This window comes from Streptomyces sp. NPDC019396 (genome assembly GCF_040632375.1).
Taxonomy (GTDB): domain Bacteria; phylum Actinomycetota; class Actinomycetes; order Streptomycetales; family Streptomycetaceae; genus Streptomyces.
Genome location: NZ_JBEYBS010000015.1, coordinates 83,070 through 109,484 on the forward strand (window position 1 = coordinate 83,070; position 26,415 = coordinate 109,484).

Genomic DNA, 26,415 nt, shown 5'->3' on the forward strand with positions numbered 1-26,415 from the left:
GGCAAAGCGGTCGGTGACGGCCACCCCCGGTTTGCTCTTCCGGGAGTGCCGGCTCACCCCTCGACGAGCGGTTTCACCCAGCGCCCCCACTCGGCCTGCGGTGTATAGCCCGCCGCGCGCCATGCGTGGTGCGCCGGTTCATTGTCATGCAGCACCATCGCGTCCGCGCGCCTCCCGCCGAGCTCAACGAACCGCTCCGCGGCCGCCGCGAGCAGCGCGCGGGCGACACCGCGCCGCCGCTGCCCGGGAAGTACCGCGAGCCGGTACAGATGGCAGCGCCACCCGTCGAATCCGGCGATCACGGTGCCCACCATGTCGCCGTCCCGCTCCGCCAGGAGCAGCGTCCCGGCGTCGCGGGCTACGAGCCGCTCGAGGCCCTCCCGGTCGTCGCTGATGCTGGTGCCCTCGGCGGCCGTCTTCCAGAAGCCGAGTACGGCCTCGAGATCGCCGGCCGTCGCGGCGCGGATGTGGAGATCGTCCATGGCCGTCATCCCACCACCGGCCCCTGCGAGCCGTCGACGGGACTCCGTCATGTGGACCGGGCTGACCGGGCTGGCTGACCGGGCGGACAGGCCGAACGGGCCGGACAGCCGTGCTTGCCGGTGCTAGCGATCCGGCGCTAGCTTGAGAGTGTGGCGAAGACTCAGCTGAACGTACGCGTGGACGAGAGCACCGCCGAGGCCGCTCGGCGGCGGGCCCAGCAGCGGGGCGTGAGCGTGAACCGCTACATCGAGGAGCTCGTCAAGCAGGACGCGGGGGAGGTGGGGCGCACCTTCGTCGAGGCGGCGGCGGACTTCATGCAGCAGTACGAGGCGGTGTTCACCGAGGAGTTCGGGGCGCCGGACGCTCCGGGCGGTGCGTCGCAGGGGAACGAGAGCGGGCGTTGACCCTCTCGATCGACCTCGCCTGGCTCCTCATGGTCGCCGAGTACAGGACCCCTGGAGACCCCCAGGTCACCGACTGGGGCGCGCTCGTGGCCGCCGTGAGCCGCCATGAGGCGGAGATATTCGGTACGCCCGTCTACAGCGACCCCCACACACGGGCCGCGTCCCTCCTCCAGCTTCTGCTGCATGTACCGGCTCTGGAGCACTCCAACGCCATGTTCGCCTCCGCCGTCGCCTACGGCTATCTCGTCGCCTGCGGACTGAAGGTGGCCACCACGCCCGAGCAGGTGAGGGACCTCGCCCGGCTGGTCAAACAGGGCAAGGCGGATGTCCGGACCATCGCCGCTGGACTGCGGCAATGGAGTGATTAGCTCCGCTTCCCGCCCCTGGTGACCCGGGGAGGAGCGGAGCGGCTCAGGGCTCGTTCCGCTCCGGTCCGTCCGGTCCGTCCGCCGTGAAGGGCCGGCGCGCCACTCCGAGCATCGTGAACGACGAGGGGAGCCGCGGCCCCTTCTCGGGGATGTACAGCGACCGGTAGGCGCCGATCTCGAAGCCGGCCCGTTCCATCGAGGCAAGCGGATCCCTGGCGGTGTGGCAGCCGCCGAACAGCAGGGGCCACACCGTGCGGTCGACTGCGCGCTGCGCCCCGGCCATGACCCGTCCGGGCGCCCGGCCGTGCTCGAAGAAGCGCAGTTCGCCGCCCGGGCGCAGCACCCGCCTGATCTCGCCGAGCGCCCGGGCGACATCCCGTACCGAGCAGAGCACCAGGGACACCACGGCCCCGTCGAACGCCTCGCTCTTCACCGGCAGGGCCTCGGCGGCGCCCGGCACCACATCGACCGGCACATCGGCGTGCCGCGCCGCGGTCACCGCCAACTGCCGCAGGACACGTTCCGGTTCGATCGCCACGACCTCGGACACGGCGGCCGGGTAGTGCGGGAAGTTCAGCCCGTTGCCGGCGCCGATCTCGATGATCCGGCCGGAAAGGCCGGACAGCAGCTCACCGCGGTACTCCGCGACCCCGGCTCTGGTGTCGGCGGCGACGCTCATCCGGGCGTAGAAACGGGCGAACAGGGGGTGGTGGACGGCATCCCTGGTGACGTTCGGCGCGCGCAACGGCATCGTGGGCCTCCTCGGACGACCGGTACGGAGATTCTCCCCCCGGACGGCCAGGATCAGCCGGTCCGTCACTCACAAAAGCAGAATTCGTTGCCTTCCGGGTCCCGCAGCACCTGGAACGAGCCCTGCTCGTCGCTGACGATGCCGCCGACGAGCGAAGCGCCGAGCCGCACGGCGGCGGCGGACGCGTCCGTGATGCCGTCCGCCTCCAGGTCGAGATGCAGCCGGTTCTTGACCTGCTTGCCTTCCGGTACGCGCTGGAACGCCATGCGTACGAACCCGGGCGGGTCGACATACGCCCAGTCCGGCTCGCGCTCCACCGGCTCACCGCCGAGCAGCGCGGCCCAGAACCGGGCCAGTGCCGCCGGCTCGGCGCAGTCGAAGACGATCTCGCTGACCCTCGCGGGCACCAACCGACCCATCCGGTCAGCCTACCGCCGTGGCGAAGACGTCCGCGTCCCAGGCGCCACCGAGCACCGGTGCGAGCCAGGACGGCGCGCTACGGCGGAAGTCGTTGGGCTCCCGCGCGCCCGCGCCCGCGGGCACGGCACCGATCAGCGGAGCGCCCGACGTGACGGGGAGGTCGGCGAGGTTGCAGCGTGCGGCGAGGTCGGGTGCGGCGGGCCAGCTGCCGACGACGACTCCCAGGGGTTCCAGCGAACGCGCCCGCAGCGCCTCGGTGGTGAGCTGTGTCGCGTTCAGCGTCCCGAGCCCGGCGGCCGTGACCACGAGCACCGGTGCGCCCAGCAGCCCGGCGGCGTCGGCAAGCGTCCCGCCCGTGTCGTCGAGGCGCACGAGGAGACCGCCCGCGCCCTCGACGAGCACGAGATCGTGCTCGGTGGCGAGCTTCTCCGCGGCCTCCGCGACCTCCCGCGGCCCCACCGCCGCAAGGCCCGCCCTGCGTGCGGCCGTGTTCGGAGCCAACGGCTCGGGGAACCGCGCGAGTTCCACCGCCGTCACTCCGGGGCCCGCGAGCCGTGCCGCCTCGTGGGCGTCCCCGGGCTCGCCGGGCACCAGCCCGGTCTGCGCGGGCTTGAGCACGGCCACCTTCCGGCCCGTGGCCGCGGCCACGGCGGCCACGGCCGCGGTGACCACGGTCTTGCCGATCTCGGTCCCGGTTCCGCTGACGACGATGACACCCATGCCGTTCCTCGCTCTCGTTCTTCCCCTGCCGCGCAGACGTGGTCGAGTCAGCCCGCGGCCGCCGCCGCGCACACCGCCCGCGCGATCAGCGCCAGATCCTCGTCGCTCGTGACGAACGGCGGCATGGTGTACAGCAGATCGCGGAAGGGACGGATCCAGACGCCCTCGCGGACGGCCGCCCGGGTCGCCGCCTCCATGTCCACCGGGTGGTCGAGCTGTAGGACACCGATGGCCCCGAGTACCCGTACGTCCCGTACGGCCGGGAGCGACCGCGCCTCCGCGAGCCCCGTGTGCAGACCCGCCTCGATCCGCTTGACCTCCTGCGCCCAGTCCTGGCCCAGCAGCAGATCGATCGACGCGCAGGCGACCGCGGAAGCCAGCGGGTTGCCCATGAAGGTGGGCCCGTGCGCCAGCACCGGGACCTCGCCCCGGGAGATCCCGTCAGCCACCCTGGCGGTGCACAGCGTCGCCGCCATCGACAGATACCCTCCGGTCAGTGCCTTGCCCAGACACATGACATCGGGGGACACCGCTGCGTGCTCCGCCGCGAAGAGCGCGCCGGTGCGCCCGAAGCCCGTGGCGATCTCGTCGAACACGAGCAGCACGTCATTGGCGTCGCAGGCCTCCCTCAGCACCCGGAGATACTCGGGGGAGTGGAACCGCATCCCGCCCGCGCCCTGCACCACCGGCTCCACGATCACCGCCGCCAGCTCATGCGCATGACGCGCGATGAGCCCACGCAGATGGTCCGCGTACGCCTCTTCGTAGCCGGCGGCACCGGAGTCCCCGGCGGCATCGGAGTAGCCGTTCGGAGGGGCGTCCGCGAAGACCTGGTGCGGCAGCACTCCCGACCACAGGTGGTGCATCCCGCCGTCCGGGTCGCACACCGCCATCGGCTGCCAGGTGTCGCCGTGGTACCCGCCGCGCCAGGTCAGCATCCGCTGCTTCTCCGGCCGTCCCACCGAACGCCAGTACTGCAAACACATCTTCACCGCGACCTCGACCGCGACCGAGCCGGAGTCGCACAGGAAGACGTGCCGCAGAGGTTCCGGGGTGATCTCGACCAGTCGGGCGGCGAGCCGGACGGCGGGCTCGTGGGTGAGCCCGCCGAACATCACATGACTCATCCGGTCGAGCTGGCCGCGCGCCGCCTCGTTGAGCACGGGGTGGTTGTAGCCGTGGATCGCCGACCACCAGGAGGACATGCCGTCGACCAGCTCCCGCCGGCCGTGGGCCGGTTCGGCGAGCCGGAGCCGCACCCCGGACGCCGACTCGACGACCAGGGGGTCCGTACGACCCGGCATCGGGCCGTACGGATGCCAGACATGCGCCCGGTCCAGTTCGACGAGCCGGCGTACCTCGTCGCTACGCATTCGGCGCGAGGTCCGTCCCGGTGCCACGGCGCCGCACCGCCACCAGATCCGGACGCGCGGCAGAGGTCTCGGATGCGGGTGCGGATGCGGACGCTCCGTCACCGCAGGGCCCGCAGCCACCGCCGTGGGACGAACCGCAGCCGCCGTCACCGTGGGACGAACCGCAGCCGCCGTCACCGTGGGACGAGCCGCAGCCGCCGCCCGCGGTCGCGACCGCGTCCGCCCGGTGCTCGGGCAGCGTGGTGGTGTCCGCGCCCTCCACCTCGAAGCCGGCGTCCGCGATCATGTCGAGGTCCGCCTGGCCTGCCTGCCCCTCGCTGGTCAGATAATCGCCCAGGAAAATCGAGTTGGCGAGATGCAGCGCCAGCGGCTGGAGCGAGCGCAGCTGCACCTCGCGGCCCCCGGCGAGCCGTACCTCGACGTCCGGGCAGACGAAACGGACCATGGCGAGGATCCGCAGCGCCCGCTGGGGCGTGAGGTTCCACTCCTTGGCGAGCGGCGTTCCCTCGAACGGGATCAGGAAGTTCACCGGCACCGAGTCCGGGTCGAGCTCGCGCAGCGCGAACACCACGTCGACCAGGTCCTCGTCACTTTCGCCCATGCCGGCGATGAGCCCCGAGCAGGCCGAAAGCCCCGCGGCATGCGCCTTCTGGACGGTGTCCACGCGGTCCGCGTAGGTGTGCGTCGTGGTGATGTCCCCGTATGTGCCTTCGGAGGTGTTGAGGTTGTGGTTGTACGCGTCCGCGCCCGCTTCGCGCAGCTGCTCCGCCTGTCCGTCGGACAGCAACCCCAGACAGGCGCACACCTCGACGCCCTCGTTCTCCGCCTTGATCGCCTCGATCGTCTTGGAGACCCGGTCGACATCGCGGTCGGTCGGTCCCCGGCCGCTCGCCACCAGGCACACCCGCTTCGCACCGCCGGCGACACCCGCGGCGGCGGCCTTCGACGCCTCATCGGGCTTCAGCCAGGTGTACTTGAGGATGTCCGCCTTGGAGCCGAGGCGCTGCGAGCAGTACGAGCAGTCCTCGGGGCACAGACCGGACTTGAGGTTCACCAGATAGTTCAGCTTCACCCGCCGTCCGAACCACTGGCGGCGCACCTTGCCGGCCGCGGCCACCACATCGAGCAGATCGTCGTCGGAAGTCGCCAGTACGGCGAGGGCTTCTTCGCGGGTCGGCAGCTCACGCCGCAGGCCCTTGTCCACCAGCGTGTTCAGGAGGTCCATGGCGGAGATCCTCGCTTACCGGGCACCCCTCGGCCAAGGAGGAACTGGACAACACACGCGGATTGATGTGTGTGCATGGCCACACTCTGACCTTTGCGGCACGACGCTAGGGTCTGTTCGCTGCCTACAAAAGGACCGCACTGCCATGCCTCAGGCCATGCTCAAGGATCCGTTCGAGTGGATCGACGAAGCGGCGCGGTCGCGCGCGGACGCCGGTCTGGTCCGCGCGCTGCGTCCGCGTGCCGCCGACGACGTCCTGCTCGATCTGGCGAGCAACGACTATCTGGGGCTCACCCGCAGGCCGGAGGTCACCGCTGCGGCAGGCGAAGCGGCCCACCGCTGGGGCGGGGGAGCCACGGGGTCGCGCCTGGTCACCGGGAGCACCGCCCTGCACGCCGAACTCGAGGCGGAGCTGGCACGGTTCTGCGGCTTCGAGGCGGCGCTGGTGTTCTCCTCCGGCTACGCGGCCAACCTCGCGGCTCTCACTGCGCTGAGCGCACACGGCTCCCTCCTCGTCTCGGACGCGGGCAACCACGCCTCCATCGTCGACGGATGCCGGCTGGCCCGGGCCGAGACGGCTGTCGTCCCGCACGCCGACCCGGAGTCCGTACGCAAGACCCTCGACGCGCACCCCGGGCGGCGGGCGCTCGTCGTCACCGACTCGGTCTTCTCGGTGGACGGCGACGCGGCGCCGCTCGCCGAGCTCGCCGCGGCCTGCCGTGCGCATGGCGCCGCGCTGGTGGTCGACGACGCGCACGGGCTCGGGGTGCTGGGCGACGGGGGCCGGGGCGCGCTGCACGCGGCCGGGCTCGCGGGCGCGGCCGATGCCGTCGCGACCATGACCCTCTCCAAGTCCCTGGGCAGCCAGGGTGGCGCGGTGCTCGGCCCCGCGCGGGTCATCGCCCATCTGGTCAACGCCGCGCGGACGTTCATCTTCGACACCGGCCTCGCCCCGGCAGCGGTGGGCGCGGCACTGGCGAGTCTGCGTCTGATCGGACGTGAGCCGGAGTTGGCGGAGCGTGCCCGCGCGGTGGCGGCGACGCTCTACGAACGCCTCACGGACGCCGGGCTGACGGCTGCCCGCCCGGACGCCGCGGTCGTCTCCGTGCGGGCGCCCTCGCCCGAGTCGGCCGTGCGCTGGGCCGCCGACTGCCGCGCCGCGGGGCTGGCCGTCGGCTGCTTCCGGCCGCCGTCGGTGCCCGACGGCATCTCACGGATCAGGCTGACCGCACGCGCCGACCTCACGGACCGGCAGCTCGACGAGGCGATCACCACCATCCTGCGCACCGCGCCGGGCCGCTGAGCTCTCAGGGCCGGCGGGAACCCGGGTCCGAACCCGGGTCCGAACCCGGGTCCGAACCGGGGCCCGAGTGGGAGTTCGGACCCCGGGCGGCCCGGCCCGTCTGCCGCCCCCGCCGGTCGAACCTCCGCGCCATGCCCAGGGGCAGGGCTCCCCACAGCATGGTGCAGACGAAAAGGGTGACGGCGGCGGCGACGATCCCCTCGGGCGTACCGTGCACCACGTCGACCACGAGGAGCACCGCCGAGGTCAGCGCCAGGGCGAGGACGGCGAGCCCCGTCCCCGCCAGGCGGGAGGAGACCGAGACGATCTCCTTCTTGGCGCCTTTGCGGAACAGCCCCCGATGCACCGCGGCAGGTGCGGTGAACAGCGCCGCGGCCACCACGGACAGCATCAGCGTCGTCACGTAGGTGCCGCGCTGGAACGAGTCGAGTGAGGGGAACCGGGCCGTGAACGCGAGGGTCAGCAGAAAGGCGAACAGGATCTGGACGCCGGTCTGGATGACCCGCAGCTCTTGCAGGAGCTCGGCGAAATTGCGGTCCGCCCGCTCGGTCTCGGTCTCGTCCCGCGCCATGCGGGATTCCTCGTTACTCATTTGGTACGAGTAACCCACATTGCGCGGTTCGTGTCCTGTTGTCGGGATGATCTGCTGAATCCGCGGTCCCGCGACCCGTCACCCCACGCGACCGTACCGGACACCCTTCGACCAGATCTTGCTCAGCTTCACCACCGAGCCCGACTTGGGGGAGTGCCAGATCTTGCCCCCGCCCGCGTAGATCCCGACGTGGTAGACCTGCCCGCCGTGGTGGAAGAACACCAGGTCACCCTTTCGGCGGCCGGACGCCGGGACATGGCTCGTGCGGTTGTACTGGGCCTGTGCCGTGCGCGGCAGGCTCCGGCCCGCCTTCCGGTACGAGTAGAGGACCAGGCCCGAGCAGTCGAACCGGCTGGGACCGATGGCGCCGTACCGGTAAGGTGCGCCCTTCTTGGACGCGGCCACGTTCAGGGCCTTGGCCGCGAACGCGGAGGCGGCATGGGCCTCGGGGGCGCCGCCCGGCACGATCAGGGAACCGCCGACGGCGGCGAGAGTGACAGCGGAGACGGCACCCGTCCGCGTGAACAGGGACGGACTGTATGCATGCGCAGTCATGCGCAACCCTTCGTCAGCCGCCTGTGAAGGATGACCTGTCGGGTTCGGGCTGGCGAAGGTGCCCGGCCGCGTGAGCGGCTTCACCCCAAGATCCGGCCGGATAGGGCGGCCGGACCGTACTGCCTGGGTCCTCCACTCCTGCCGAAAGCACTCATGTCGACTCAGGCATCCGGTGCGGCGGCAGGACTCGGCGTCCGCCCGGACCGCCCCGCCGTGGTGGCGGGGGCTTGTCGTCCCAGCGATCTTGACGCATGAACTGCCGGATTTCCGACCCGAAACGACGTTTTGTGAAGCTCATCACCACTGATCCGTTCAGGTGGAGGGCCCCGTTCGGCCCAGTTGGGGTGGCGTCGCGGCAAGCGCCGTACCTGCGACGTCACGCCGCCGTCCACCGGATGGCCCATCGCGGAACGCAACTCGCGCGGCACGTAAGCGGAAGAGACGACTGGTCCGGTTGGCTGACACCCACTCGTACGCGCGCGTGCCGCGGCGGCGCCCTCAACTCGTTTGCTCCGGGGGGACGGTGATCCTGGCCGTGCGCCGCTCCCCGTCGAGCACCCGCAAGGCGCGGGCCAGCGTGGGTGCGTGCAGTTCGCTCTCGCCGCGCGCGTGCATCAGCGTCAGCGCGTCCCGGAGTGCGCCCGCCCGGGCGGCCAATGCCTGCGCCGCGCGCAGGGCTCCGTAGGTGTGCGTGCCGCGGGCGGGGTTGATCCGTCCCAATTGGTCGACGACTTCGAGATAGCGGTCGATGAACTCGCTTTCGGCGCGCGTCAGTGCGGGCAGCGGCGGGAGCTCGGGCGGCAGCACGGCCCGTTCACCGCGTTCCGGGTGAAGCGGCCGACGCCTTGCGGTTCCTGATGACGTGATCGATCAGACCGAACTCCTTCGCGGACGCGGAGTCGAGGACCGTGTCCCGGTCGAGCGCACCGCGGACGCGCTCCTCGCTCTGTCCGGTGTGGGCCACGAGCAGCTCCGCGATCTGCTCGTGCAGCCGCAGCAACTCCCGTGCCTGGATGTCCAGATCGGATGGCTGGCCCTGCACGGGATCGGGCAGCGCGGGCTGCTGGACCACGACCCGGGCGCCGGGCAGAGCCATGCGCTTGCCGGGAGTGCCTGCGGCGAGGAGTACGGCGGCGGTGGAGGCGGCCTGCCCGAGGCAGGTCGTGGCCACATCGCACCCCACCACCTGCATGGTGTCGTATACCGAGGTCATCGCGCTGACAGGGCCGCCAGGGGAGTTGATGTAGAGGTGGATGTCCTGGTCGGGAGCGGCGTATTCGAGATACAGGAGTTGGGCGACCACGTCACCGGCCGAGGTCTCGTCGATGGCCGTGCCGAGGAAGACGATGCGCTCACCCAGCAGCTTCGAGTAGGGGTCGAGGGTGCGGACCCCGGTACTGGTCCGCTCGCTGAACTCAGGAAGGACATAGCGGGCGTGAAGATGGTTCACGGATACCCCCATCCGTAAAAAATGTACAGGACGTACAGGCCGTTATGATGGGGAGCATGGCCTACGAGATTCCGGTGACGCAAGCGAGGGCAGAGCTCGCCGATTTGATCAACCGCGTCGTGTACGGGGGCGAACGGGTGGTCGTCACCCGTCATGGAAAGCCGCTCGTCGCTCTGGTCTCCGCCGCTGACCTGGAACGACTCAAGGGTCTCGAGGATGCGGAGGTGCCGGCGGACGAGTCGGCGGCGGCCTCGGTCTCGACGCTCCACACACCCGCACCGTCCGCTACCGGCGAACGGGGCAGGTTCGGTATCGCGGCGGAACACCGCGACCCTGGCGCCCGGTCCTGAGGCGCGAGAAGGCCGCGTGCTCCTGTCCGCTACATCAGGGGCACGCGGCCGGTGTGGGGGCGCTCAGGCGCGCGGGTCGTTCGGGCGGTTCAGCCCGCCGTAGCGGGCACCGGAACCGCCTCGGGTGCTGAGCTCGGGACCCGCCGGCGTCCGCCGGCCAGGACGGCGCTCAGCCCGAGGAGGGCCCACAGGGTCAGGGTGACCGCGGGCCACACGGCCCCGGCGCCGTCGAAGAAGGTCACCGACCGCAGCAGTGAACCGCCCGCGCCCGGGGGCAGCCACTGGCCGATCAGGCCGGCCGGCTCCGGCAGCAGTTCCGGTGCGGTGCCCACGCCCGAGAACGGATTGCCGATCAGGACGATCAGCAGGGCGCCGAGGCCGATCCCGGCCCGTCCCGTGACTGCGGCGAGCCCCGCTACGCCCGCGCCCACGGCGCCCACGGTGAGCGTGAGCACCCCGGCCTCGGCCCACCAGTTGCCGGTCAGCGCCCCGAGCCAGCTGTGGGCGATGGCGGTCGCGACGAGCCCGGCGAGCGCGGCGGTACCGGTCAGCGCCGTCGCCGCCTGCCATCCGCGCAGCCGGAGCAGGGTCACCGCGGCGCCGACCGCGATTCCGGCCAGGGCGAGCGGCAGGATGCCCCAGGGGGAGGGCGGCAGGCATCCGCGGGCCTGATCATCCAGGTGTGGACCGAGACCCTCCGCAACGAGCGCCTCAGCCGGATGCTGGACGGTGCCTTCGCCGATATGCGCGGGGCGTGGGTGCGGCTCGTCGACGCCTACCGGGACAGCGGATTCCTGCACGCCGACGTGCCTTCGGAGGACCTGGCCCAGACTCTGATGGCCACCGCCCAGGGGTTCATCGCCCAGAAGGCCCTGCTCGGTGACGCGGACGTGAAGGTGCTGGAGAACGGGCTGCGCGGGCTGATGTCCATGCAGCCGCCAAAGATCAGTTAACGTGCCGGAAAAACTTCCGCCCTAACGTTCAAACTCCTGGTCACGAAGCACCACGCCGCCGCCGATGCCTGCTGGTGTGGAGGGCTGCGCTCGGCTGCCGGCCGAACGGGCCCCGACCGGATCGAGTTGTGAGGTGGAAGCGTGCAACTGACCCCGCACGAGCAGGAACGCCTGCTCATCCATGTCGCCGCGGACGTCGCGGACAAGCGCCGGGCCCGCGGGGTGAAGCTCAACCACCCCGAATCGGTGGCCCTGATCACCTCGCACGTCCTCGAAGGCGCCCGGGACGGCCGCACCGTCGCCGAACTCATGGCCTCCGGACGCAAGGTGCTCACCCGGGACGACGTCATGCCGGGCATCCCCGAGATGATCCACGACGTCCAGGTGGAGGCGACCTTCCCGGACGGCACCAAACTCGTCACCGTCCATGACCCGATCGTCTGACCGGGGGTGCCGACGATGATTCCCGGGGAGATCCTCCACGCCGACGAGCCCGTCGTCCTCAACGAAGGGCGCGACGTGACCCGGCTGACCGTGCTCAACGCCGCCGACCGGCCCGTCCAGGTCGGCTCCCACTACCACTTCGCCGAGGCCAACCCCGGCCTCCGCTTCGACCGGGCCGCCGCGCACGGACGCCGGCTGCACATCGCCGCGGGTACCGCGGTGCGCTTCGAGCCCGGCATCCCTGTCGAGGTCGCACTGGTGCCGATCGCCGGCCTGCGCGTGGTGCCCGGCCTGCGCGGCGAGACCGGAGGTCCGCTCGATGGCTGAGCACACTGAGCGCGCCGCGAACTCCGGAAACGCCGAGAGCTCCGAGGGCGCCGGGGCCACCGTGCTGTCGCGCGCCCGGTACGCGGACCTCTTCGGGCCCACCACCGGGGACCGCATCAGGCTCGCCGACACCGCACTGCTGGTCGAGATCGAGGAGGACCGCTCGGGCGGCCCGGGCCGCGCCGGGGACGAGGCCGTCTTCGGCGGCGGCAAGGTGATCCGGGAGTCCATGGGCCAGTCCCGCACCACCCGCGCCGAGGGGGCGCCGGACACCGTCATCACCGGCGTGGTGATCATCGACCACTGGGGGATCGTCAAGGCCGACATCGGTGTCCGTGACGGCCGCATCACCGGCATCGGCAAGGCCGGTAACCCCGACACGATGGACGGCGTCCACCCGGACCTGGTCATCGGGCCCGAGACCGAGATCATCGCGGGCAACGGGAAGATCGTCACCGCCGGGGCCATCGACGCCCATGTGCACTTCATCTCGCCGACCCTGGTCGACCAGGCGCTGTCCTCCGGGATCACCACACTGGTCGGCGGCGGCACCGGGCCCGCCGAGGGCAGCAAAGCCACCACGACCACCCCCGGCTCCTGGCACCTCGCCCGGATGTTCGAGGCGCTGGAGAACAGCCCCGTCAACATCGGGCTGCTCGGCAAGGGCAACACCGTCTCGCGCGAGGCCATGCACGCCCAACTGCGCGGCGGCGCCATCGGCTTCAAGATCCATGAGGACTGGGGGGCCACGCCCGCCGCCATCGACGCCTGCCTCAGCGTCTGCGACGAGTCGGGCGCCCAGCTCGCCATCCACACGGACACCCTGAACGAGGCAGGGTTCGTCGGCGACACACTCGCGGCCATCGCGGGCCGCACCATCCACGCCTACCACACCGAGGGTGCGGGTGGCGGGCACGCTCCGGACATCATCACGGTCGTCTCCGAGCCGTATGTGCTGCCCAGCTCCACCAACCCGACCCGGCCGCACACCGTCAACACCATCGAGGAACACCTCGACATGCTGATGGTCTGCCACCACCTCAACCCGGCCGTCCCCGAGGACCTGGCGTTCGCCGAGTCACGGATCCGGCCCTCCACCATCGCCGCCGAGGACGTCCTCCACGACCTCGGCGCGATCTCCATCATCTCCTCGGACTCCCAGGCCATGGGCCGCATAGGAGAGGTGATCCTGCGGACCTGGCAGACCGCGCACGTGATGAAGCTGCGCCGGGGCGCGCTGCCCGGCGACGGCCGCGCCGACAATCTCCGGGCCCGTCGCTATGTCGCCAAATACACCATCAACCCGGCTGTCGCTCAGGGCATGGACCACGAGATCGGTTCGGTCGAGCCGGGCAAGCTCGCCGATCTGGTCCTCTGGGAGCCCGCCTTCTTCGGCGTCAAGCCACAGCTCGTCATCAAGGGCGGTCAGATCGCCTACGCCCAGATGGGAGACGCCAACGCGTCGATTCCGACACCTCAACCGGTGCTGCCACGCCCCATGTTCGGCGCCACCGGACGAGCCCCGGCAACCAACTCCGTCAACTTCACCACCGGGCAGGCGATCGAGGACGACCTTCCGGGGCGCCTCGGCCTGGGCAAGCGCTTCACCCCGATCCGCAGCACCCGCCGGGTGACCAAGGCGGACATGCGGGAGAACGACGCCCTGCCGCGCGTCGAGGTCGACGCCGACACCTTCACGGTGACGATCGACGGCGAAGCCGTCGAACCAGCACCTGCGGAGGAACTGCCCATGTCCCAGCGCTACTTCCTGTTCTGATGCCCCCGCAGACGCACGACGTGAACAGCCGCACGGGCTCCGCCGGGTCCGCCCGCGCCGCCCTGCTCATCCTCGCGGACGGCCGTTTCCCGGCGGGCGGGCACGCCCACTCCGGTGGTGTGGAGGCGGCCGTCAAGGCCGGCCGGATCCGGGACGCCGCCGGGCTCGGCGCCTTCTGCCACGGCAGGCTGCACACCACCGGCCTGACCGCCGCCGCACTCGCCGCGGCCGCGGCGGCCGGTGTCGACGCGCTCGCCCTGGACGCCGCAGCCGACGCCCGCACAGCCTCACCGGCACTGCGCACCACCGCCCGCAGACTCGGCCGCCAGCTGATGCGGGCGGCCCGGGCCGTCTGGCCGTCGCCCGAGCTCGACGCACTCGCCGCCGCACGTCCCAAGGGCGCACACCAGCCGGTGGTGCTCGGACTCACCGCCCGCTCCGCGGGACTGACCGAACGCGACGCCGCGTACTGCGCCGTGTACGAGACGGTCAGCGCATCCGCGTCGGCCGCCGTACGCCTGCTCGGCCTGGATCCCTTCGAGGCCACCGGTGTACTCGCCCGCCTCGCACCGGCCATGGACCAGGTCGCGGACCGCGCCACGGCCGCCGCCGCGAAGGGGATCGACGAGCTGCCGGCGGCCTCGGCGCCCCTGCTCGACGTCACCGCCGAGCAGCACGCGGCCTGGTCCGTACGCCTCTTCGCCTCATAGCACCCAAAGGAGCCGCCCCCCATGCACCTCGACCACGACCACGACCACCTCGGCCCGTCGGCCGTGAGCGCCGGCGCCCTGCGCCCCGACGGCACCCTGCGTGCCCTGCGGATCGGCCTCGGCGGGCCCGTCGGCTCCGGCAAGACCGCCACCGTCGCCGCCCTCTGCCGCGCCCTGCGCGACCAGTTCTCCATCGCGGTCGTCACCAACGACATCTACACCCGCGAGGATGCCGAGTTCCTGCTGCGCAACGCGGTGCTGCCGCCCGAGCGGATCCAGGCCGTCGAGACCGGGGCCTGCCCGCACACCGCCATCCGCGACGACATCTCCGCCAACCTCGAAGCGGTGGAGGACCTGGAGGACGGGGTCGGCCCCCTGGATCTGATCCTCGTCGAGTCCGGTGGCGACAACCTCACGGCCACCTTCTCCAAGGGCCTGGTCGACGCCCAGGTCTTCGTCATCGACGTGGCCGGCGGCGACGACATCCCCCGCAAGGGCGGCCCCGGTGTCACCACCGCCGATCTCCTCGTGGTCAACAAGACCGACCTGGCCCCCTACGTCGGCTCCGACCTCGGACGCATGGCCCGCGACGCCAAGGAGCAGCGCGGCGAACTCCCCGTCGCCTTCACCTCCCTGACCGGTGAGGACGGCGTCGGCCCCGTCGCCGAATGGGTGCGTGCGCGGCTCTCCGCCTGGAACGCCGCCGCGTGACCGTCCACGCCACCGCACGGATCGTCGCGACCCGCGACGGCGGGCTGCCCGTACTCGAGAGCGCGGGGCCGCTCGCGCTGCGCCGCACCCGGGCGGATGGAGCGCACACCCGAGTCACCGTCGTCGGGGCGATGAGCGCACCGCTCGGCGGCGACCGGCTGGCCATCGAGGCGGACGTCCGCGAAGGGGCCCGGCTGTACGTGGACTCCGCCGCGGCGACCGTCGCCCTGCCCGGCCCCACGCCCGCACCGGCCGACTACGGCATCACGCTGGACGTGGGCGACGACGCCGAGCTGCGCTGGCTGCCCGAGCCGCTGATCAGCGCCCGGGGGAGCGAGCTGCGGATGCGCACCCTGGTGCGGCTCGCCCATACCGCGCGCCTGGTGCTGCGCGAGGAGCAGATCCTCGGACGCCACGCGGAGGACACCGGCAGTCTCACCACCCGGCTCACCGTGCACCGCGCCGAGCGCCCTCTGCTCGACCAGGAACTGTCCTACGGACCGGCCGCCCCCGATGGCTGGGACGGCCCGGCCGTGCTCGGCGGCCACCGCGCGGTCGGGCAACTCCTCATCGTGGACCCCGAGTTCGAGAAGCACCCGGTACGGCCGCGGCAACTCGCGGAGACCGCGGTGCTCACCCCGCTCGCGGGGCCCGCCGCGCTCGTCACCGCCGTGGCGCCGGACGCCCTCGCGCTGCGCCGGACGCTCGACGCCGCGCTCCATGGCTGCGGCAGCATCTGACCGCCTGCCCGGCGGGGGAGCCCTTGCTCAGCGCCGCAACCGGGGGAACCGCCTGCCCTGCTTCTGCGCGGCGGCCTCCTCGGCCTTCACGGTGGCCGCGTACTCGTCCACGTACTCCTGTCGCGACAGGGCGAGGATCTCGTACATGATCTCGTCGGTCACTGCACGCAGCACCGACTTCTCGTCCTCCAAGCCCTCGTAGCGCGAGAAGTCCAGCGGCTCCCCGAAACGGATGGTCACCCGCTTGATCTTCGGCAGCTTCTGTCCCGGCGGCTGGACCTCGAACGTGCCGACCATCGCACACGGGACCACCGGCACCCGCGCCCTGAGCGCCATCACCGCGACACCGACCTTGCCCTTGTACAGCCGCCCGTCGTGCGAGCGGGTGCCCTCGGGGTAGATGCCCAGCAACTCGCCGCGCCCCAGCACCCCGAGCCCCTCGCGGATTGCCGCCTGACCGGCTTCCTTGCCCGACCGGTCCACCGGGATCTGACCCGCGCTGCGGAAGAACGCCGCGGTCAGCCTGCCTTTGACGCCCGGACCCGTGAAGTACTCGGCCTTGGCGAGGAAGGTGATACGGCGTCGGATGATGGCCGGCATCAGGAAATGGTCCGAGAACGACAGGTGGTTGCCTGCGACGATCGCCGCCCCGTCGGCAGGGACATGCTCAAGGCCCTCGATCCGGGGCCGGAACAGCAGCCGCAGCAGCGGGCCCAGGACGACATATTTGAGCACGTAGTAGAACACGGGGCGCTCCCAACTCTGACCGGCTCGGCTCCGGGGCGCCTCGCACAACAGCCCGACGTCCCGTCCCTGAGCCGACGAGGTCCCCCGAGTGATGACACTCCTCGTGGGCGCGGTACCCCGAATTCACCTCCGGTATGTCCCGGATCCTCCTGGTGATCGGAGACGGGTCGCCCGGCTCGGCCCTAATGGCCCGGACGACCCGGCCCCTTGCCACCCCCCAGCGCCACCTGCCCCGGAGGACGAGTGCCCCCTGCAACCGACGCCGTGCCTGCCCGGGGCGAAGCGCGTACGCGGAGCTCGGAGGGGCGCCCGAGGTCCGGAAAGGACACAGCCGTGCGCGGACGCGGCACCGCACGAGCGGTGGCGGGTGCCGCGCTGCTCTCCGGTGTGGTTTTCTGCCTGAGCGGGCTGCTGGCCGGCAGCCGGCCCTTCGGTCCGGCTACCCGCAACACCGTCGACCTCGGCCAGCAGTACCTGTCGTACCACGCCTACTGGCGCAGGCTGCTGCTCGGCGACGCCGACGGCGATCTGTTCCTCAACTGGACCTCGGGCTACGGCTCCAACTTCCTCGGAGACTTCGGCACCTACCTCGGCAGCCCCTTCGCCCTGCTGGTCGTGCTGTTCCCGGCGGACCGCATCGAGCTGGCCCTCTACGTCATCACCGCCGCCAAGGTCAGCGCGGCAGGTGCCGCGATGGCCGCCCTGCTGCTGAGACTCCGCGGCGACGGACCGCCGCCGGTCGCAGCCGTGCTCGGCGCGGCGTACGCCGTCAGCGGCTGGACCTTCAACTACGGTGCCACCGTGCCGATGTGGCTGGACGGCCTGCTCGCGTTCCCCCTGCTCTGCCTCGTCGGCGAATGGGCGCGCGGCGGGCGCCGGCCGTTGCTCGGGCCGCTGGTCGTGGCGCTCGCATGGACCGCCAACTTCTACACCGCGTACATGGCCACCATCGGGGCGGCGATCGTGCTCGCCGTCCGGGTGCTCACCTCCGACGAGCCGGGCCGCGAGCGGCTCGCCGGACTCCTTCGCGCCGCACGCACGGTGCTCATCGGCGTCGGCCTCGCCGCCCCGGTGGTCACGGTGGTCTACGCCGCCACCCGCGTCGCCGACCCCACACCCGAGGTGGCCTTCGCACCCGTCCCCTGGACCGAGGTGCTGGTCAGGCTGCTGCCGGCGACAGCGAGCGTGGCGACCCCCGCCCTCTACATCGGGACCCCGGCCCTGCTGCTGGCACTGACCCTGCCGTTCAACCGCGCCCTGGCTCCACGCGTCCGAGCGGTCTGGGCCTGCGCGATCTGCCTTGTGGCGATGTCGCTCCAGTGGGAGCCCACCCATCTGCTGTGGCACGCGGGAGCATCGCCCAACGGCATCCCCTACCGGCAGACCTTCGTACTCTGCGGACTGCTGCTCATCGCCGCCTGGCTGTCCACGGCGCAGGGCCTGCCCCGGGCGCCCGCGCTGCTCTGGGCCTGCGGGGCGCTCGCCCTCGTGGTGGTCCTGACCCGGGGGAGCGCCGACACCGACCGGTGGACCTACCCCGCGCTCACCGCCGCGGTGCTGCTCGCGGCGACGGCTGCCGCCGCCGTCCTGCTCAACGGGCGCCACACCGCCGCCGGCCGGGCGCTGCCGGTCCTGGCCGTCACCCTCCTTGTCGCCGCACAGGCGGGCGAGGCTGCGGTCACGGGCGCGCGTATCGAGAAGCAGCAGCTACGAGAGGTCTCCTGGGCGCCGCGGATCGGTCCCTGGCACCAGGCCGTGGCACAGGAGACCGCGCGCAGGGCGGACTGGCCGCGGTACCGGACCGAACCCGGCGAGGTCCCGGGTGGCAACGACGTCCTGCTGGTGGGGGGTCAGGGCGCCGACTACTACAGCAGCCTGACGTCGGACGGCTACTCCCGCACCCTGTCGTCCCTGGGCTTCGGCTACTACGCGAAGGGACGGCACCCGGTCGGCCTGGACAATCCCGTGACCGACGCGATCTTCTCCATCGGCGCCCGCGTGCACTCCACCCCCACGGCCCCGGTGCGGATGGACGAACCCCCCACGGCCACCGTCACCTCCACACGCAGCCCCGTACCGCCCCTGGTCACCGTACGACCCGGGCTCCGGCTACGGGAGCACGGCGCACAGCTCGGGGACTCCGCCTTCGTCAACCAGGAACTGCTGCTCGGCGCCGACGTGTACGACATGCCCCGCGACGTCACACGGGGCGAGGGAGCCACGGCAGCCACCCTCGGCGCCGGCTGCCCCGCGGGCAGCCGTGCCTACTTCTGGGCACCTGAGTACCAGGGCACGGCCGCACTCGAAGGGCAGCGGCCGGTCGAGTTCGACGGGAAACCCCCTGCCGTACGAGCCGCCATGCAGCCACTCGGCACCGTCCCCGCATCCGGCGCGCTGCGCATCGAGCTCCGCCCCCGGAATCCCGGCAAGGGCGCGCTCCGGCTGCCCGGAGAACCGATCGGCTGCCTCGACCAGAAGCGCCTCGACGCGGCCGTACGGAATCTGACGGAGACCGGAGCCACCGCCGTACGCACCACGGGGCACGGCCTCACCGCCGAACTGCCACCCGGCAGCACCGGGACCGCCGTCTTCGCCGTACCGCGGATCTCCGGCTGGACCTGCGCCGCGGGCCATGCCGAACCGGTGCCCGCGCGCGGCCACCTCGGGCTGCTCGCCGTCTCCCTCGACGGCAAGTCGGCATCGGTCGGCTGCACTTTCCGGCCCCCGGGGCTGCGGCTGGGCGGCGCGATCGGCGCCGCGTCCCTGGCGGTCCTCGCGGTCCTCGCGGCCATCGCGCGAACGCGCAGACGACGAGCCGACACGGGTTTCTCCTGAGGACGACAAGAGTTCACCTGGAGTGCAAATCCGCATCGCTCGACCGGATATCAGGGTGGATACGGTGCGGCGAAGAACCGCCCGAGTGTTGGGATTGCGTGTGCCGAAACTGTCCGTCGTCGTGCCGCTCCACAATGTCGGCGCTTATGCTCCCGACACCATGCGCAGCCTCGCGCGCAACGCGGACCCGGAATTCGAGTTCCTGCTCGTCGACGACTGCTCGACCGACGCCACACCGGATGTGCTCGACCACTGGAGCAAGCGGATTCCGGGCGCCAGGGTGATCCGCCACGAAACGAACAGAGGCGTGGCCCAGGCGCGCAACACCGGAATCGACGCTGCCACCGGCGACTACCTCACCTTCCTCGACGGAGACGACTGGTACGCCCCTGGCCATCTGCGCGCCATGGTGGCCGGAATCGAGGAGCTGGGCTGTGACTTCGCACGGACCGACCATGTGCTGGCCACCGGAAGGACCCGGCAGATCCGCTATGCCCCGGCCCGGCAGCGCCACGTGGTGATGGATCCACGGGACGGAATCGCACCCGCCGGCATGGTGACGATGGTGGACTATCCCTTCGTCCCGTTCGGAATCTACAGCGGTCGGCTCTTCGGAAACGGCCGATCGCGATTCGAGACCGGACTCCGCACCGCGGAAGACCGACTGTGGATCTGGCGGCTCCACCTCACGGCGCGGACGTACGCGGCCCTGGCCCTGCACGGCGCGTTCTACCGGCGCGGAGTCGCGACCTCCCTGACGCAGATCCCGGACAACCGCCAGCTCGACTTCATCCCCTCCTACGACCTGCTGCTCGAAGAAGTCGCCGCGGACCCCGAATCCGACCGGTTCATGCCCAAGGCGGTGCGGACCTACTGCGCCATGATCGCCTTCCATACGAACAAGTCGGACCGGTACGAGGCCGCCGTCGCCAAGCGCCTGCGGCACGACGTCGCCGACGCGCTGCGGCGGATGCCCCAGCAGGTGCTCGACCAGACCCTGGCGACGATGGACACCAAGCGGAGCACGTTGCTGCGGCGCCTGCGCGACACGGGAAGGACCGCCTGACCCATGGGCACGCGGGAGCACACGAGGACGCAGATCTTCCAGGTGTCGACGCTCTACGGCGCGGCCACCCTGGCCGCGGCGATCGACGTCGGCCAGTTCGGACGGCCCGGCCCCTCCAGCCGGTCCGGCGCCGCACCGGGAACCATCCGGCGGATCCTCCTGGTCTCGAACAACGCCGAGATCCCGGAGACCGCTCCGCGGCTCGACACCATGGCCGGCTACGAACGGATCGCGGGCCGCTTCGACACGGTGATCGAATGGAACCGCACCATCCGCCCCAACCATCCCGCCACCTGGGGTCCCCGCCCGGACGAGACCCCTCTGTGGCAGCGGGCACTGCGCACCGCCTGGAGGCTCGGCAGCGGTCCGGTCGAGCTGATCGTCGAATCCATCCAGGTCAACCCCGCCAAGGCGCTGGCCGCCATCTTCGCCGACAGCCCCGTGCAGGTCTACGCCGACGGGCTGATGAGCTACGGCCCGACCCGCTCCGAGGTCCCGCAGTCCATCGCCTGCCGAATCCAGCGGCTGCTGCACCTCGATCTCGTCCCCGGGCTGCGCCCGCTGCTGCTGTCCGAGTACGACGTCCCGGCCGAGCTCGTACCCGACGGCGCCTTCCGTGCGGTGCTGGCCGAGATCGCCGTGAGCGCCGCCGACGACCCCCAGGTGACAAAGGCCGTCGAGGCCGCCCCTACCGCCCTGATGCTGGGTCAGTACCTCGCAGCTCTGGGCATCCTCACGGCGGACGAAGAGGAGCACCTGCACACCCGGATGCTGCGGGGCGCGGCGGCGGCGGGACACCGGTCGGTGGCCTTCAAACCGCACCCGACCGCGCCCGCCCGCTACTCACTGGGGCTGAGCGAGGCCGCGGCGGCGGCCGGGGTGCAGCTGACCGTCCTGCACGGTCAGCTGCTCGCCGAGACCCTCTACGAGCGCTGCCGCCCCGGCCTGGTCGTCGGCTGCTTCTCCACGGCGATGCTCACCGCATCCGCCTACTACGGCATCCCCATCGCACGCGTGGGCACCTCGACGGTCCTGGAGCGGCTGGCGCCCTACGCGAACAGCAACCGGATTCCGCTGGTCGTCGTGGACCACCTGGTGCCCGACCTTGAATGCGCCGCCCCGGCGGTGCCTGGAGCCGCGCCGTCCACCCTGGGGCCACTGGTGCGGGCGGTCGGCTACGGTATGCAGCCGCAAACCCACCCCTTGTTGCGAGACGAGACCGCCGCACTGCTCACCGCCGCCGGCGACGCGGGCTGCGCCTCCCGCTACTTCCCGGGCGACCGGCTGACCGAGTTGGGGCTGCCCGGTGGCACGGCACCGTCTCCGGGCTCCCGGCTGCGCGGGAGCATGGTGCGCGACAGACGCGGCTGACGGCCTAGGTCGGTTTGGATGCCAGCAGCCCGAGGGTGACCAGACCGAGCACGACCCAGGCGAACCACAGCCAGCCGTTGCTGCCGAGCGCGACCGTGTAGCCCGTGATGACGACCAGGCTGATGACGGTGAGCACACCCATCGTCTTAGTGGATCCGGACATACGCGTCCTCCTCCAGGCCGGCGCTGTGGCCGTGCAGCCATCGTGACCCCTGGAACGGGCACCGCGCCACTCTCCGGCACGGCGATCCGGACCGCACCGGGCCGGGGAGCTCAGCGCCCCCGCGCCTGGAGCGAGGCGAGATACGCGTTGTACGCCTCCAGCTCCTTGTCGCCGTCGCGGTCGGCCGCGCGGTCCGTGCGCACCGCCTGACGCTGCTCGGAGCGGTACCACTGGTACACCAGCGCGATCAGCACCAGCACGGACGGGATCTCACTGAAGGCCCACGCGATCCCGCCCGCCGCGTTCTGGTCGGAGATCGCGCTGATCGCGAGGCTCGCCGGGGGATCCGCGTACGTCCGCACCATCGGCTCGCTCGCCATCATCAGCGCGATGCCGAAGAACGCGTGGAACGGCATGCCCGCGAACAGCTCGAGCATCCGCATCACGTAGCCGGGACGGTTCGGACCCGGGTCGATGCCCATGATCGGCCAGAAGAAGATCAGACCTACCGCCAGGAAGTGGACCATCATCGCGATGTGCCCGGCCCTGGAACCCATCAGGAAGTCGAACAGCGGGGTGAAGTACAGCCCGTACAGGCTCGCGATGAACATGGGGATCGTGAACGCGGGGTGCGTGACGATCCGCATGTAGCGGCTGTGCAGCAGCGCCAGCAGCAGCTCACGCGGCCCCTTGGCCCCCCGCCCGGCCACCGGCAGGGCACGCAGCGCCAGGGTCATCGGGGCGCCGAGCAGCAGCAGGATCGGCGAGAGCATGCTGATCACCATGTGCTGCACCATGTGCACGCTGAACATCAGCATGCCGTAGTCGTTCAGCTTGGTGCACATCACCAGGGCGATGCTCAGCACGCCGATGGCGAACGCGACCGTGCGGCCCACCGGCCAGGCGTCACCACGGCGCACCAGCCGGACGACGCCCCAGCCGTACAGTCCGAGGGCGAGCAGGCAGCCGATAAGGAAGACCGGATCTGCGGACAGCTCCAGCCCACGCCCCAGCGTGAACGGCGGGAGGTCCATCGGCATACCGTGCTCGCCATGGCCGCCGCCGTGCCCGCTGTGATCCATCTGTGTACTCCTGGAGCGTCCCGATTCGCGCTTGTTGTCCGCACCAGACTAGAACCGCCCCCGGCCGCAGCTGCGGCCGGGGGCGGTTCCGTGGATATCCGTGGTCACTCGGGCCGATCAGCCGACCGGCAGCCGCGTCACAGGACGCACTCGGCCTCGGCGTAGCGCTCGTCCGGCACGGTCTTGAGCGTCTCGACGGCCCGCGCGAGCGGCACCATCGTGATGTCCGTACCGCGCAGGGCCGTCATCATGCCGAACTCGCCGCGGTGCGCGGCCTCCACGGCGTGCCAGCCGAAGCGGGTCGCGAGGACACGGTCGTAGGCGGTCGGCGTGCCACCGCGCTGCACATGCCCGAGGATCACCGCCCGTGCCTCCTTGCCGAGCCGGTCCTCCAGCTCGACGGAGAGCTGCCGGGCGACACCCGCGAAGCGCTCGTGGCCGTACACGTCCTTGCCGCCCTCGTCGAACTCCATGGAGCCGGCGCGCGGCTTGGCGCCTTCGGCGACCACGACGATCGCGAACCGCTTGCCCGCCTCGAAGCGCTCACCGACCCGCTTCGTCAGCTCGTCGATGTCGAAGGGACGCTCGGGAACCACGATCGCGTGTGCGCCCGCCGCCATACCGGAGTGCAGGGCGATCCAGCCGGTGTGCCGGCCCATGACCTCGACGATCAGCACCCGCTGGTGCGACTCGGCCGTGGTCTTCAGCCGGTCCAGGGCCTCGGTCGCGACACCCACGGCCGTGTCGAAACCGAAGGTCACGTCGGTGGAGGCGATGTCGTTGTCGATGGTCTTCGGCACGCCCACGATCGGCAGCCCCGCCTCGGAGAGCAGGTTGGCGGCCTTCAGTGTGCCCTCGCCGCCGATCGGGATGATCGCGTCGAGGCCGAGCTCGGCGATATGGCCCTTGGCGCGCTCGACACCGTCGACCAGGTGCGCGGGCTGGACGCGCGATGAGCCGAGTATGGTTCCGCCGCGCGCCAGGATGCCGGCTACCGCATCGAGGTCGAGCTTGCGGTAGTCGGCCTCCAGCAGGCCCTTCCAGCCGTCGTGGAAACCGATGACCTCGTCGCCGTGGTCGACGACCGCGCGGTGCACGACGGAACGGATCACCGCGTTCAGACCGGGGCAGTCGCCGCCGGAGGTGAGGACACCAATGCGCATAGCCCGAACACCTTTGCAACGTGGGCTGACTCCCGGACCACGTCGTCCGGTGGGATCTCCGCCACCCTACCGGCGCGGGACCCCTTGAGCCGAACCGGAAGTCCGCCCAGTGGACACCGGCGCAGATGTGCGAACGGCCCGGCGGATGAGCGCCGGGCCGTTCGTTTCCATTCGTGATGTGTGCCGCTCAGAGGAGCGCTCAGGAGGGCTGGGTCGCAGCGAGAATCCGCTCGCTGCGCAGTGCCTCGTACCAGCGGTCGTCGGTCGGCGGCAGCGCGTTCACGTCGAGGGCCAGCTTCAGCAGCAGGTCCGCGATATGCGGATTGCGGGCCATCACCGGACCGTGCATGTACGTGCCGAAGACGGTGTCGTTGTACGCGCCCTCGGTGCCGTCTCCGGTGCCGTTGCCCTTGCCGAGCACGGTGCGGGCGAACGGCCGGGCCGAGGGGCCGAGATGGGTGATGCCCTGGTGGTTCTCGAACCCGGTGAGCTGGGGCAGGCCGAGCCGCGGGTCGATGTCTCCCAGGACGTCACCGACGCAGCGCTCGCCCTCGCCGCGGGTCGACACGACATCGAGCAGACCGAGACCGGGCTCGCGCTGGCCCAGGTCGTTGATGAACTCATGGCCCAGGATCTGGTAGCCGGCGCAGACCGAGAAGATGATCGCACCGTTGGCGGCGGCGCGGCTGAGCCCGCCGTCGCGGCGCAGCCGCTCCGCCGCGAGCCGCTGCGGCCGGTCCTCGCCGCCGCCGATCAGATAGATGTCGCCGGAGGTCGGTACCGGCTGATCGCTGCGGACGTCCACGCGTGTGACGTCGAGTCCGCGCTGCCGGGCGCGACGCTCCACGACCAGGGCATTGCCCTGGTCCCCGTACGTGCTGAGCAGGTCCGGGTAGACCCACACCAGGCGCAGGCTGCTGTCGCTCATGCTCGTGTTCCTCTGCATCCTCTGCGGTGTCCGCGGTCAGTGGGGGTCAGTTGCCGACACGGCGGCGGACGTCCTGGAAGGCGGTGTAGTTGGCGATGAGCTCGATCCGTCCGGGCGGTGCGGCCTGCACGGCGGCGTCGAGGGTGTCGCAGACCCGGAAGTCCAGTCCGGCGACCTCGAGGCGTACGGCCAGGTCGAGTCTGCGGTCGCCGATCACGAAGATCGGGTGACCGGCGAGCCGGGTGTAGTCGACGTCCCACAGCCAGGAGGTGTCGGTGCCGTCGGCGCCGCGGGCGTTGACGGAGAGGATCACCGGTGTCGGCGGCGGGTCGATCAGCGAGAAGGTCTCCAGCCAGCCGGCCGGGTTCTTCGCCAGCAGCAGCCGTACGTCACGGCCCAGGAAGGAGACCACGTCGTAGCGGCCGGCGACGGCCTGCACCTGGTACATGCGCTCGAGGGCGATCTGCGGTGGCACACCGAAGACGGCCGCCACGGCGGCGGAGGTGGCGGCGTTGGCCTTGTTGGCGCGGCCCGGGAGCTGGAGGTGGATCGGCCAGGCGGAGCCGTGCGGGTCGAGGACGTGGTCCCCGCGGAGCGCCCAGCTCACGGCGGGGCGGCGGAAGCCGCACTCGCCGCAGAACCAGTCGTCGCCGGGGCGCTGCATCACACCGCCGCACGATGGGCAGGACCAGGCGTCGTCCTTCCACTCCTGACCGGCGGCCACCCAGACCACGGTGGGGGAGGAGGAGGCGGCCCATACGACGAGCGGGTCGTCGGCGTTGGCGATGACCACGGCCTTGCTGCCGGACAGGCCCTCACGCCACTTCTCGGCCAGCATCCGGGTCTCGGCGGCCCGGTCGAGCTGGTCCCGGGACAGGTTGAGCAGGGCGATGGCCTTGGGGGTGGTGTCCCGGGCGACACCCGCCAGGTACTTCTCGTCGACCTCGATCACGGCGTACCGGGCGTCGGAGCCACCGGCGAGCGCGGAGGTGATGCCCGCGGGCATGTTCGCGCCCAGCGCGTTGGAGACCACCGGTCCGCTGGCGCGCAGCGCCTCGGCGATCAGTCGGGTGGTCGTGGTCTTTCCGTTCGTCGCCGACACCAGGATGACGTCGAGGTGCTGGGCCAGTCGGCTCAGCAGATCCGGGTCGAGCTTGAGCGCCACCCGGCCGCCGATCACCGATCCGCTGCCGCGTCCCGCCGCGCGCGACACCGCCGCTGCGGCCTTGCCTGCCGTCACGGCCAGCTTGGCGCGCGGTGACAGTGGCTCTGCGTTGCCAGGGTGTCCTGCCATCGTCCTAGATCCTCCTTGCGTCGGTCGGACATCAGCCTATCGAGATCCGGCCGACGGCCCGCACCCCGGCTCCACGGCGAAACCAGGAGGTCACCGGGGGAGAGGGCCCA

30 protein-coding genes, 1 pseudogene and 1 riboswitch are annotated in these 26,415 nt (G+C 71.4%); of the genes and pseudogenes, 14 read left to right on the forward strand and 17 right to left on the reverse strand.

The window, feature by feature from the left end:
• Positions 1-53: 53 nt before the first annotated feature.
• Positions 54-482, reverse strand: a complete 429-nt coding sequence (locus ABZ532_RS19080; protein ID WP_361284497.1) for a GNAT family N-acetyltransferase — start codon at positions 480-482, stop codon at positions 54-56.
• A 150-nt stretch (positions 483-632) separates the two neighbouring features.
• On the opposite strand from ABZ532_RS19080, the gene ABZ532_RS19085 reads away from it, so the two are divergent.
• On the forward strand, positions 633-887 hold the full coding sequence (locus ABZ532_RS19085; protein WP_361284500.1) for a toxin-antitoxin system HicB family antitoxin: 255 nt from the start codon (positions 633-635) through the stop codon (positions 885-887).
• Complete coding sequence (locus ABZ532_RS19090) at positions 884-1,255, forward strand: fic family toxin-antitoxin system, toxin component (protein WP_361284503.1); 372 nt, start codon at positions 884-886, stop codon at positions 1,253-1,255. The genes ABZ532_RS19085 and ABZ532_RS19090 overlap by 4 nt, the downstream gene beginning before the upstream one ends.
• Before the next feature lie 43 nt (positions 1,256-1,298).
• Here ABZ532_RS19090 and ABZ532_RS19095 read toward each other — a convergent pair whose 3' ends face one another.
• From ABZ532_RS19095 to bioB, 5 genes are all read right to left on the reverse strand, one after another.
• Positions 1,299-2,006, reverse strand: a complete 708-nt coding sequence (locus tag ABZ532_RS19095; protein ID WP_361284506.1) for a class I SAM-dependent methyltransferase — start codon at positions 2,004-2,006, stop codon at positions 1,299-1,301.
• 65 nt (positions 2,007-2,071) lie between these two features.
• Positions 2,072-2,425: a VOC family protein gene (locus ABZ532_RS19100; protein ID WP_361284509.1), complete on the reverse strand. Its 354-nt coding sequence runs from the start codon at positions 2,423-2,425 to the stop codon at positions 2,072-2,074.
• A gap of 4 nt (positions 2,426-2,429) precedes the next feature.
• On the reverse strand, positions 2,430-3,146 hold the full coding sequence (gene bioD / locus ABZ532_RS19105) for a dethiobiotin synthase (protein ID WP_361284512.1): 717 nt from the start codon (positions 3,144-3,146) through the stop codon (positions 2,430-2,432).
• Positions 3,147-3,193: 47 nt separating this feature from the next.
• Positions 3,194-4,519 (reverse strand): adenosylmethionine--8-amino-7-oxononanoate transaminase, encoded by a 1,326-nt coding sequence (locus tag ABZ532_RS19110; protein WP_361284515.1) that lies wholly within the window; start codon positions 4,517-4,519, stop codon positions 3,194-3,196.
• The gene (bioB, locus tag ABZ532_RS19115; RefSeq protein ID WP_361284518.1) at positions 4,512-5,744 is read right to left on the reverse strand and encodes a biotin synthase BioB; all 1,233 of its coding nucleotides are present in this window, start codon (positions 5,742-5,744) and stop codon (positions 4,512-4,514) included. The genes ABZ532_RS19110 and bioB overlap by 8 nt, the downstream gene beginning before the upstream one ends.
• Positions 5,745-5,901: 157 nt before the next feature.
• Here bioB and ABZ532_RS19120 point away from each other — a divergent pair, with 157 nt between their 5' ends.
• Positions 5,902-7,047, forward strand: a complete 1,146-nt coding sequence (locus ABZ532_RS19120; protein ID WP_361284756.1) for an 8-amino-7-oxononanoate synthase — start codon at positions 5,902-5,904, stop codon at positions 7,045-7,047.
• A gap of 4 nt (positions 7,048-7,051) precedes the next feature.
• On the opposite strand, the gene ABZ532_RS19125 is transcribed toward ABZ532_RS19120, so the two are convergent.
• The 4 genes from ABZ532_RS19125 to ABZ532_RS19140 form a co-directional block, all read right to left on the reverse strand.
• Entirely contained in the window at positions 7,052-7,639 is a 588-nt protein-coding gene (locus ABZ532_RS19125; RefSeq protein ID WP_361284521.1) for a DUF6328 family protein, read from the reverse strand.
• A 78-nt stretch (positions 7,640-7,717) separates the two neighbouring features.
• Entirely contained in the window at positions 7,718-8,194 is a 477-nt protein-coding gene (locus ABZ532_RS19130; RefSeq protein WP_361284524.1) for a C40 family peptidase, read from the reverse strand.
• Positions 8,195-8,196: 2 nt separating this feature from the next.
• Positions 8,197-8,354: riboswitch (cyclic di-AMP (ydaO/yuaA leader) on the reverse strand.
• Between the two features lie 338 nt (positions 8,355-8,692).
• Complete coding sequence (locus ABZ532_RS19135) at positions 8,693-9,001, reverse strand: hypothetical protein (protein WP_361284527.1); 309 nt, start codon at positions 8,999-9,001, stop codon at positions 8,693-8,695.
• 7 nt (positions 9,002-9,008) lie between these two features.
• The gene (locus tag ABZ532_RS19140; RefSeq protein ID WP_361284530.1) at positions 9,009-9,644 is read right to left on the reverse strand and encodes an ATP-dependent Clp protease proteolytic subunit; all 636 of its coding nucleotides are present in this window, start codon (positions 9,642-9,644) and stop codon (positions 9,009-9,011) included.
• 56 nt (positions 9,645-9,700) lie between these two features.
• Here ABZ532_RS19140 and ABZ532_RS19145 point away from each other — a divergent pair, with 56 nt between their 5' ends.
• On the forward strand, positions 9,701-9,994 hold the full coding sequence (locus tag ABZ532_RS19145) for a type II toxin-antitoxin system Phd/YefM family antitoxin (protein ID WP_361284533.1): 294 nt from the start codon (positions 9,701-9,703) through the stop codon (positions 9,992-9,994).
• Between the two features lie 89 nt (positions 9,995-10,083).
• On the opposite strand, the pseudogene ABZ532_RS19150 reads toward ABZ532_RS19145, so the two are convergent.
• Positions 10,084-10,629, reverse strand: a pseudogene (locus ABZ532_RS19150) (ABC transporter permease); the annotation flags it as partial.
• Positions 10,630-10,674: 45 nt separating this feature from the next.
• On the opposite strand from ABZ532_RS19150, the gene ABZ532_RS19155 reads away from it, so the two are divergent.
• The 7 genes from ABZ532_RS19155 (at position 10,675) to ABZ532_RS19185 (ending at position 15,656) form a co-directional block, all read left to right on the forward strand.
• The gene (locus ABZ532_RS19155; RefSeq protein ID WP_361284777.1) at positions 10,675-10,947 is read left to right on the forward strand and encodes a hypothetical protein; all 273 of its coding nucleotides are present in this window, start codon (positions 10,675-10,677) and stop codon (positions 10,945-10,947) included.
• A 141-nt stretch (positions 10,948-11,088) separates the two neighbouring features.
• Positions 11,089-11,391 (forward strand): urease subunit gamma, encoded by a 303-nt coding sequence (locus tag ABZ532_RS19160; protein ID WP_361284536.1) that lies wholly within the window; start codon positions 11,089-11,091, stop codon positions 11,389-11,391.
• A 15-nt stretch (positions 11,392-11,406) separates the two neighbouring features.
• On the forward strand, positions 11,407-11,718 hold the full coding sequence (locus ABZ532_RS19165) for an urease subunit beta (RefSeq protein WP_361284539.1): 312 nt from the start codon (positions 11,407-11,409) through the stop codon (positions 11,716-11,718).
• Entirely contained in the window at positions 11,711-13,495 is a 1,785-nt protein-coding gene (locus tag ABZ532_RS19170) for an urease subunit alpha (RefSeq protein ID WP_361284542.1), read from the forward strand. The genes ABZ532_RS19165 and ABZ532_RS19170 overlap by 8 nt, the downstream gene beginning before the upstream one ends.
• A gap of 20 nt (positions 13,496-13,515) precedes the next feature.
• Positions 13,516-14,205 (forward strand): urease accessory UreF family protein, encoded by a 690-nt coding sequence (locus ABZ532_RS19175; protein ID WP_361284545.1) that lies wholly within the window; start codon positions 13,516-13,518, stop codon positions 14,203-14,205.
• A gap of 21 nt (positions 14,206-14,226) precedes the next feature.
• Entirely contained in the window at positions 14,227-14,916 is a 690-nt protein-coding gene (ureG, locus tag ABZ532_RS19180) for an urease accessory protein UreG (RefSeq protein WP_361284548.1), read from the forward strand.
• Positions 14,913-15,656, forward strand: coding sequence for an urease accessory protein UreD (locus ABZ532_RS19185; RefSeq protein WP_361284551.1), 744 nt, complete (start codon positions 14,913-14,915; stop codon positions 15,654-15,656). The genes ureG and ABZ532_RS19185 overlap by 4 nt, the downstream gene beginning before the upstream one ends.
• 27 nt (positions 15,657-15,683) lie before the next feature.
• On the opposite strand, the gene ABZ532_RS19190 is transcribed toward ABZ532_RS19185, so the two are convergent.
• A complete protein-coding gene (locus ABZ532_RS19190; RefSeq protein WP_361284553.1) occupies positions 15,684-16,403 on the reverse strand; it encodes a lysophospholipid acyltransferase family protein in 720 nt (239 codons plus the stop codon).
• Positions 16,404-16,736: 333 nt separating this feature from the next.
• Between ABZ532_RS19190 and ABZ532_RS19195 the strand changes: the two genes are divergently transcribed.
• The 3 genes from ABZ532_RS19195 (at position 16,737) to ABZ532_RS19205 (ending at position 21,675) form a co-directional block, all read left to right on the forward strand.
• A complete protein-coding gene (locus ABZ532_RS19195; RefSeq protein ID WP_361284556.1) occupies positions 16,737-19,238 on the forward strand; it encodes a YfhO family protein in 2,502 nt (833 codons plus the stop codon).
• A gap of 100 nt (positions 19,239-19,338) precedes the next feature.
• Complete coding sequence (locus tag ABZ532_RS19200) at positions 19,339-20,304, forward strand: glycosyltransferase family 2 protein (RefSeq protein WP_361284559.1); 966 nt, start codon at positions 19,339-19,341, stop codon at positions 20,302-20,304.
• Between the two features lie 3 nt (positions 20,305-20,307).
• Positions 20,308-21,675: a polysialyltransferase family glycosyltransferase gene (locus ABZ532_RS19205; protein ID WP_361284562.1), complete on the forward strand. Its 1,368-nt coding sequence runs from the start codon at positions 20,308-20,310 to the stop codon at positions 21,673-21,675.
• A 4-nt stretch (positions 21,676-21,679) separates the two neighbouring features.
• Here ABZ532_RS19205 and ABZ532_RS19210 read toward each other — a convergent pair whose 3' ends face one another.
• The 5 genes from ABZ532_RS19210 to ABZ532_RS19230 form a co-directional block, all read right to left on the reverse strand.
• Positions 21,680-21,838, reverse strand: a complete 159-nt coding sequence (locus ABZ532_RS19210; RefSeq protein ID WP_361284565.1) for a hypothetical protein — start codon at positions 21,836-21,838, stop codon at positions 21,680-21,682.
• 110 nt (positions 21,839-21,948) lie between these two features.
• A complete protein-coding gene (locus ABZ532_RS19215) occupies positions 21,949-22,920 on the reverse strand; it encodes a cytochrome c oxidase assembly protein (RefSeq protein WP_361284568.1) in 972 nt (323 codons plus the stop codon).
• Positions 22,921-23,057: 137 nt separating this feature from the next.
• Positions 23,058-24,083 carry a 6-phosphofructokinase gene (locus tag ABZ532_RS19220; RefSeq protein ID WP_361284571.1) on the reverse strand — a complete coding sequence of 342 codons (1,026 nt, stop codon included), beginning with the start codon at positions 24,081-24,083 and terminating at the stop codon, positions 23,058-23,060.
• 199 nt (positions 24,084-24,282) lie between these two features.
• Positions 24,283-25,011 (reverse strand): glutamine amidotransferase, encoded by a 729-nt coding sequence (locus ABZ532_RS19225; RefSeq protein ID WP_361284574.1) that lies wholly within the window; start codon positions 25,009-25,011, stop codon positions 24,283-24,285.
• A gap of 46 nt (positions 25,012-25,057) precedes the next feature.
• A complete protein-coding gene (locus ABZ532_RS19230; RefSeq protein ID WP_361284577.1) occupies positions 25,058-26,305 on the reverse strand; it encodes a MurT ligase domain-containing protein in 1,248 nt (415 codons plus the stop codon).
• Positions 26,306-26,415: the final 110 nt, after the last annotated feature.

Excerpts from the sequence above, each read along its gene's own strand:
- bioD (WP_361284512.1), bottom strand. The coding sequence starts at position 3,146 with ATGGGTGTCATCGTCGTCAGCGGAACCGGGACCGAGATCGGCAAGACC.
- ABZ532_RS19080 (WP_361284497.1), bottom strand. The coding sequence starts at position 482 with ATGGACGATCTCCACATCCGCGCCGCGACGGCCGGCGATCTCGAGGCC.
- ABZ532_RS19225 (WP_361284574.1), bottom strand. The coding sequence starts at position 25,011 with ATGAGCGACAGCAGCCTGCGCCTGGTGTGGGTCTACCCGGACCTGCTC.
- ureG (WP_361284548.1), top strand. The coding sequence starts at position 14,227 with ATGCACCTCGACCACGACCACGACCACCTCGGCCCGTCGGCCGTGAGC.
- ABZ532_RS19120 (WP_361284756.1), top strand. The coding sequence starts at position 5,902 with ATGCTCAAGGATCCGTTCGAGTGGATCGACGAAGCGGCGCGGTCGCGC.
- ABZ532_RS19100 (WP_361284509.1), bottom strand. The coding sequence starts at position 2,425 with ATGGGTCGGTTGGTGCCCGCGAGGGTCAGCGAGATCGTCTTCGACTGC.
- ABZ532_RS19095 (WP_361284506.1), bottom strand. The coding sequence starts at position 2,006 with ATGCCGTTGCGCGCGCCGAACGTCACCAGGGATGCCGTCCACCACCCC.
- ABZ532_RS19145 (WP_361284533.1), top strand. The coding sequence starts at position 9,701 with ATGGCCTACGAGATTCCGGTGACGCAAGCGAGGGCAGAGCTCGCCGAT.
- ABZ532_RS19230 (WP_361284577.1), bottom strand. The coding sequence starts at position 26,305 with ATGGCAGGACACCCTGGCAACGCAGAGCCACTGTCACCGCGCGCCAAG.
- ABZ532_RS19165 (WP_361284539.1), top strand. The coding sequence starts at position 11,407 with ATGATTCCCGGGGAGATCCTCCACGCCGACGAGCCCGTCGTCCTCAAC.
- ABZ532_RS19215 (WP_361284568.1), bottom strand. The coding sequence starts at position 22,920 with ATGGATCACAGCGGGCACGGCGGCGGCCATGGCGAGCACGGTATGCCG.
- ABZ532_RS19125 (WP_361284521.1), bottom strand. The coding sequence starts at position 7,639 with ATGAGTAACGAGGAATCCCGCATGGCGCGGGACGAGACCGAGACCGAG.
- ABZ532_RS19205 (WP_361284562.1), top strand. The coding sequence starts at position 20,308 with ATGGGCACGCGGGAGCACACGAGGACGCAGATCTTCCAGGTGTCGACG.
- ABZ532_RS19130 (WP_361284524.1), bottom strand. The coding sequence starts at position 8,194 with ATGACTGCGCATGCATACAGTCCGTCCCTGTTCACGCGGACGGGTGCC.
- ABZ532_RS19210 (WP_361284565.1), bottom strand. The coding sequence starts at position 21,838 with ATGTCCGGATCCACTAAGACGATGGGTGTGCTCACCGTCATCAGCCTG.
- ABZ532_RS19220 (WP_361284571.1), bottom strand. The coding sequence starts at position 24,083 with ATGCGCATTGGTGTCCTCACCTCCGGCGGCGACTGCCCCGGTCTGAAC.
- bioB (WP_361284518.1), bottom strand. The coding sequence starts at position 5,744 with ATGGACCTCCTGAACACGCTGGTGGACAAGGGCCTGCGGCGTGAGCTG.
- ABZ532_RS19110 (WP_361284515.1), bottom strand. The coding sequence starts at position 4,519 with ATGCGTAGCGACGAGGTACGCCGGCTCGTCGAACTGGACCGGGCGCAT.
- ABZ532_RS19170 (WP_361284542.1), top strand. The coding sequence starts at position 11,711 with ATGGCTGAGCACACTGAGCGCGCCGCGAACTCCGGAAACGCCGAGAGC.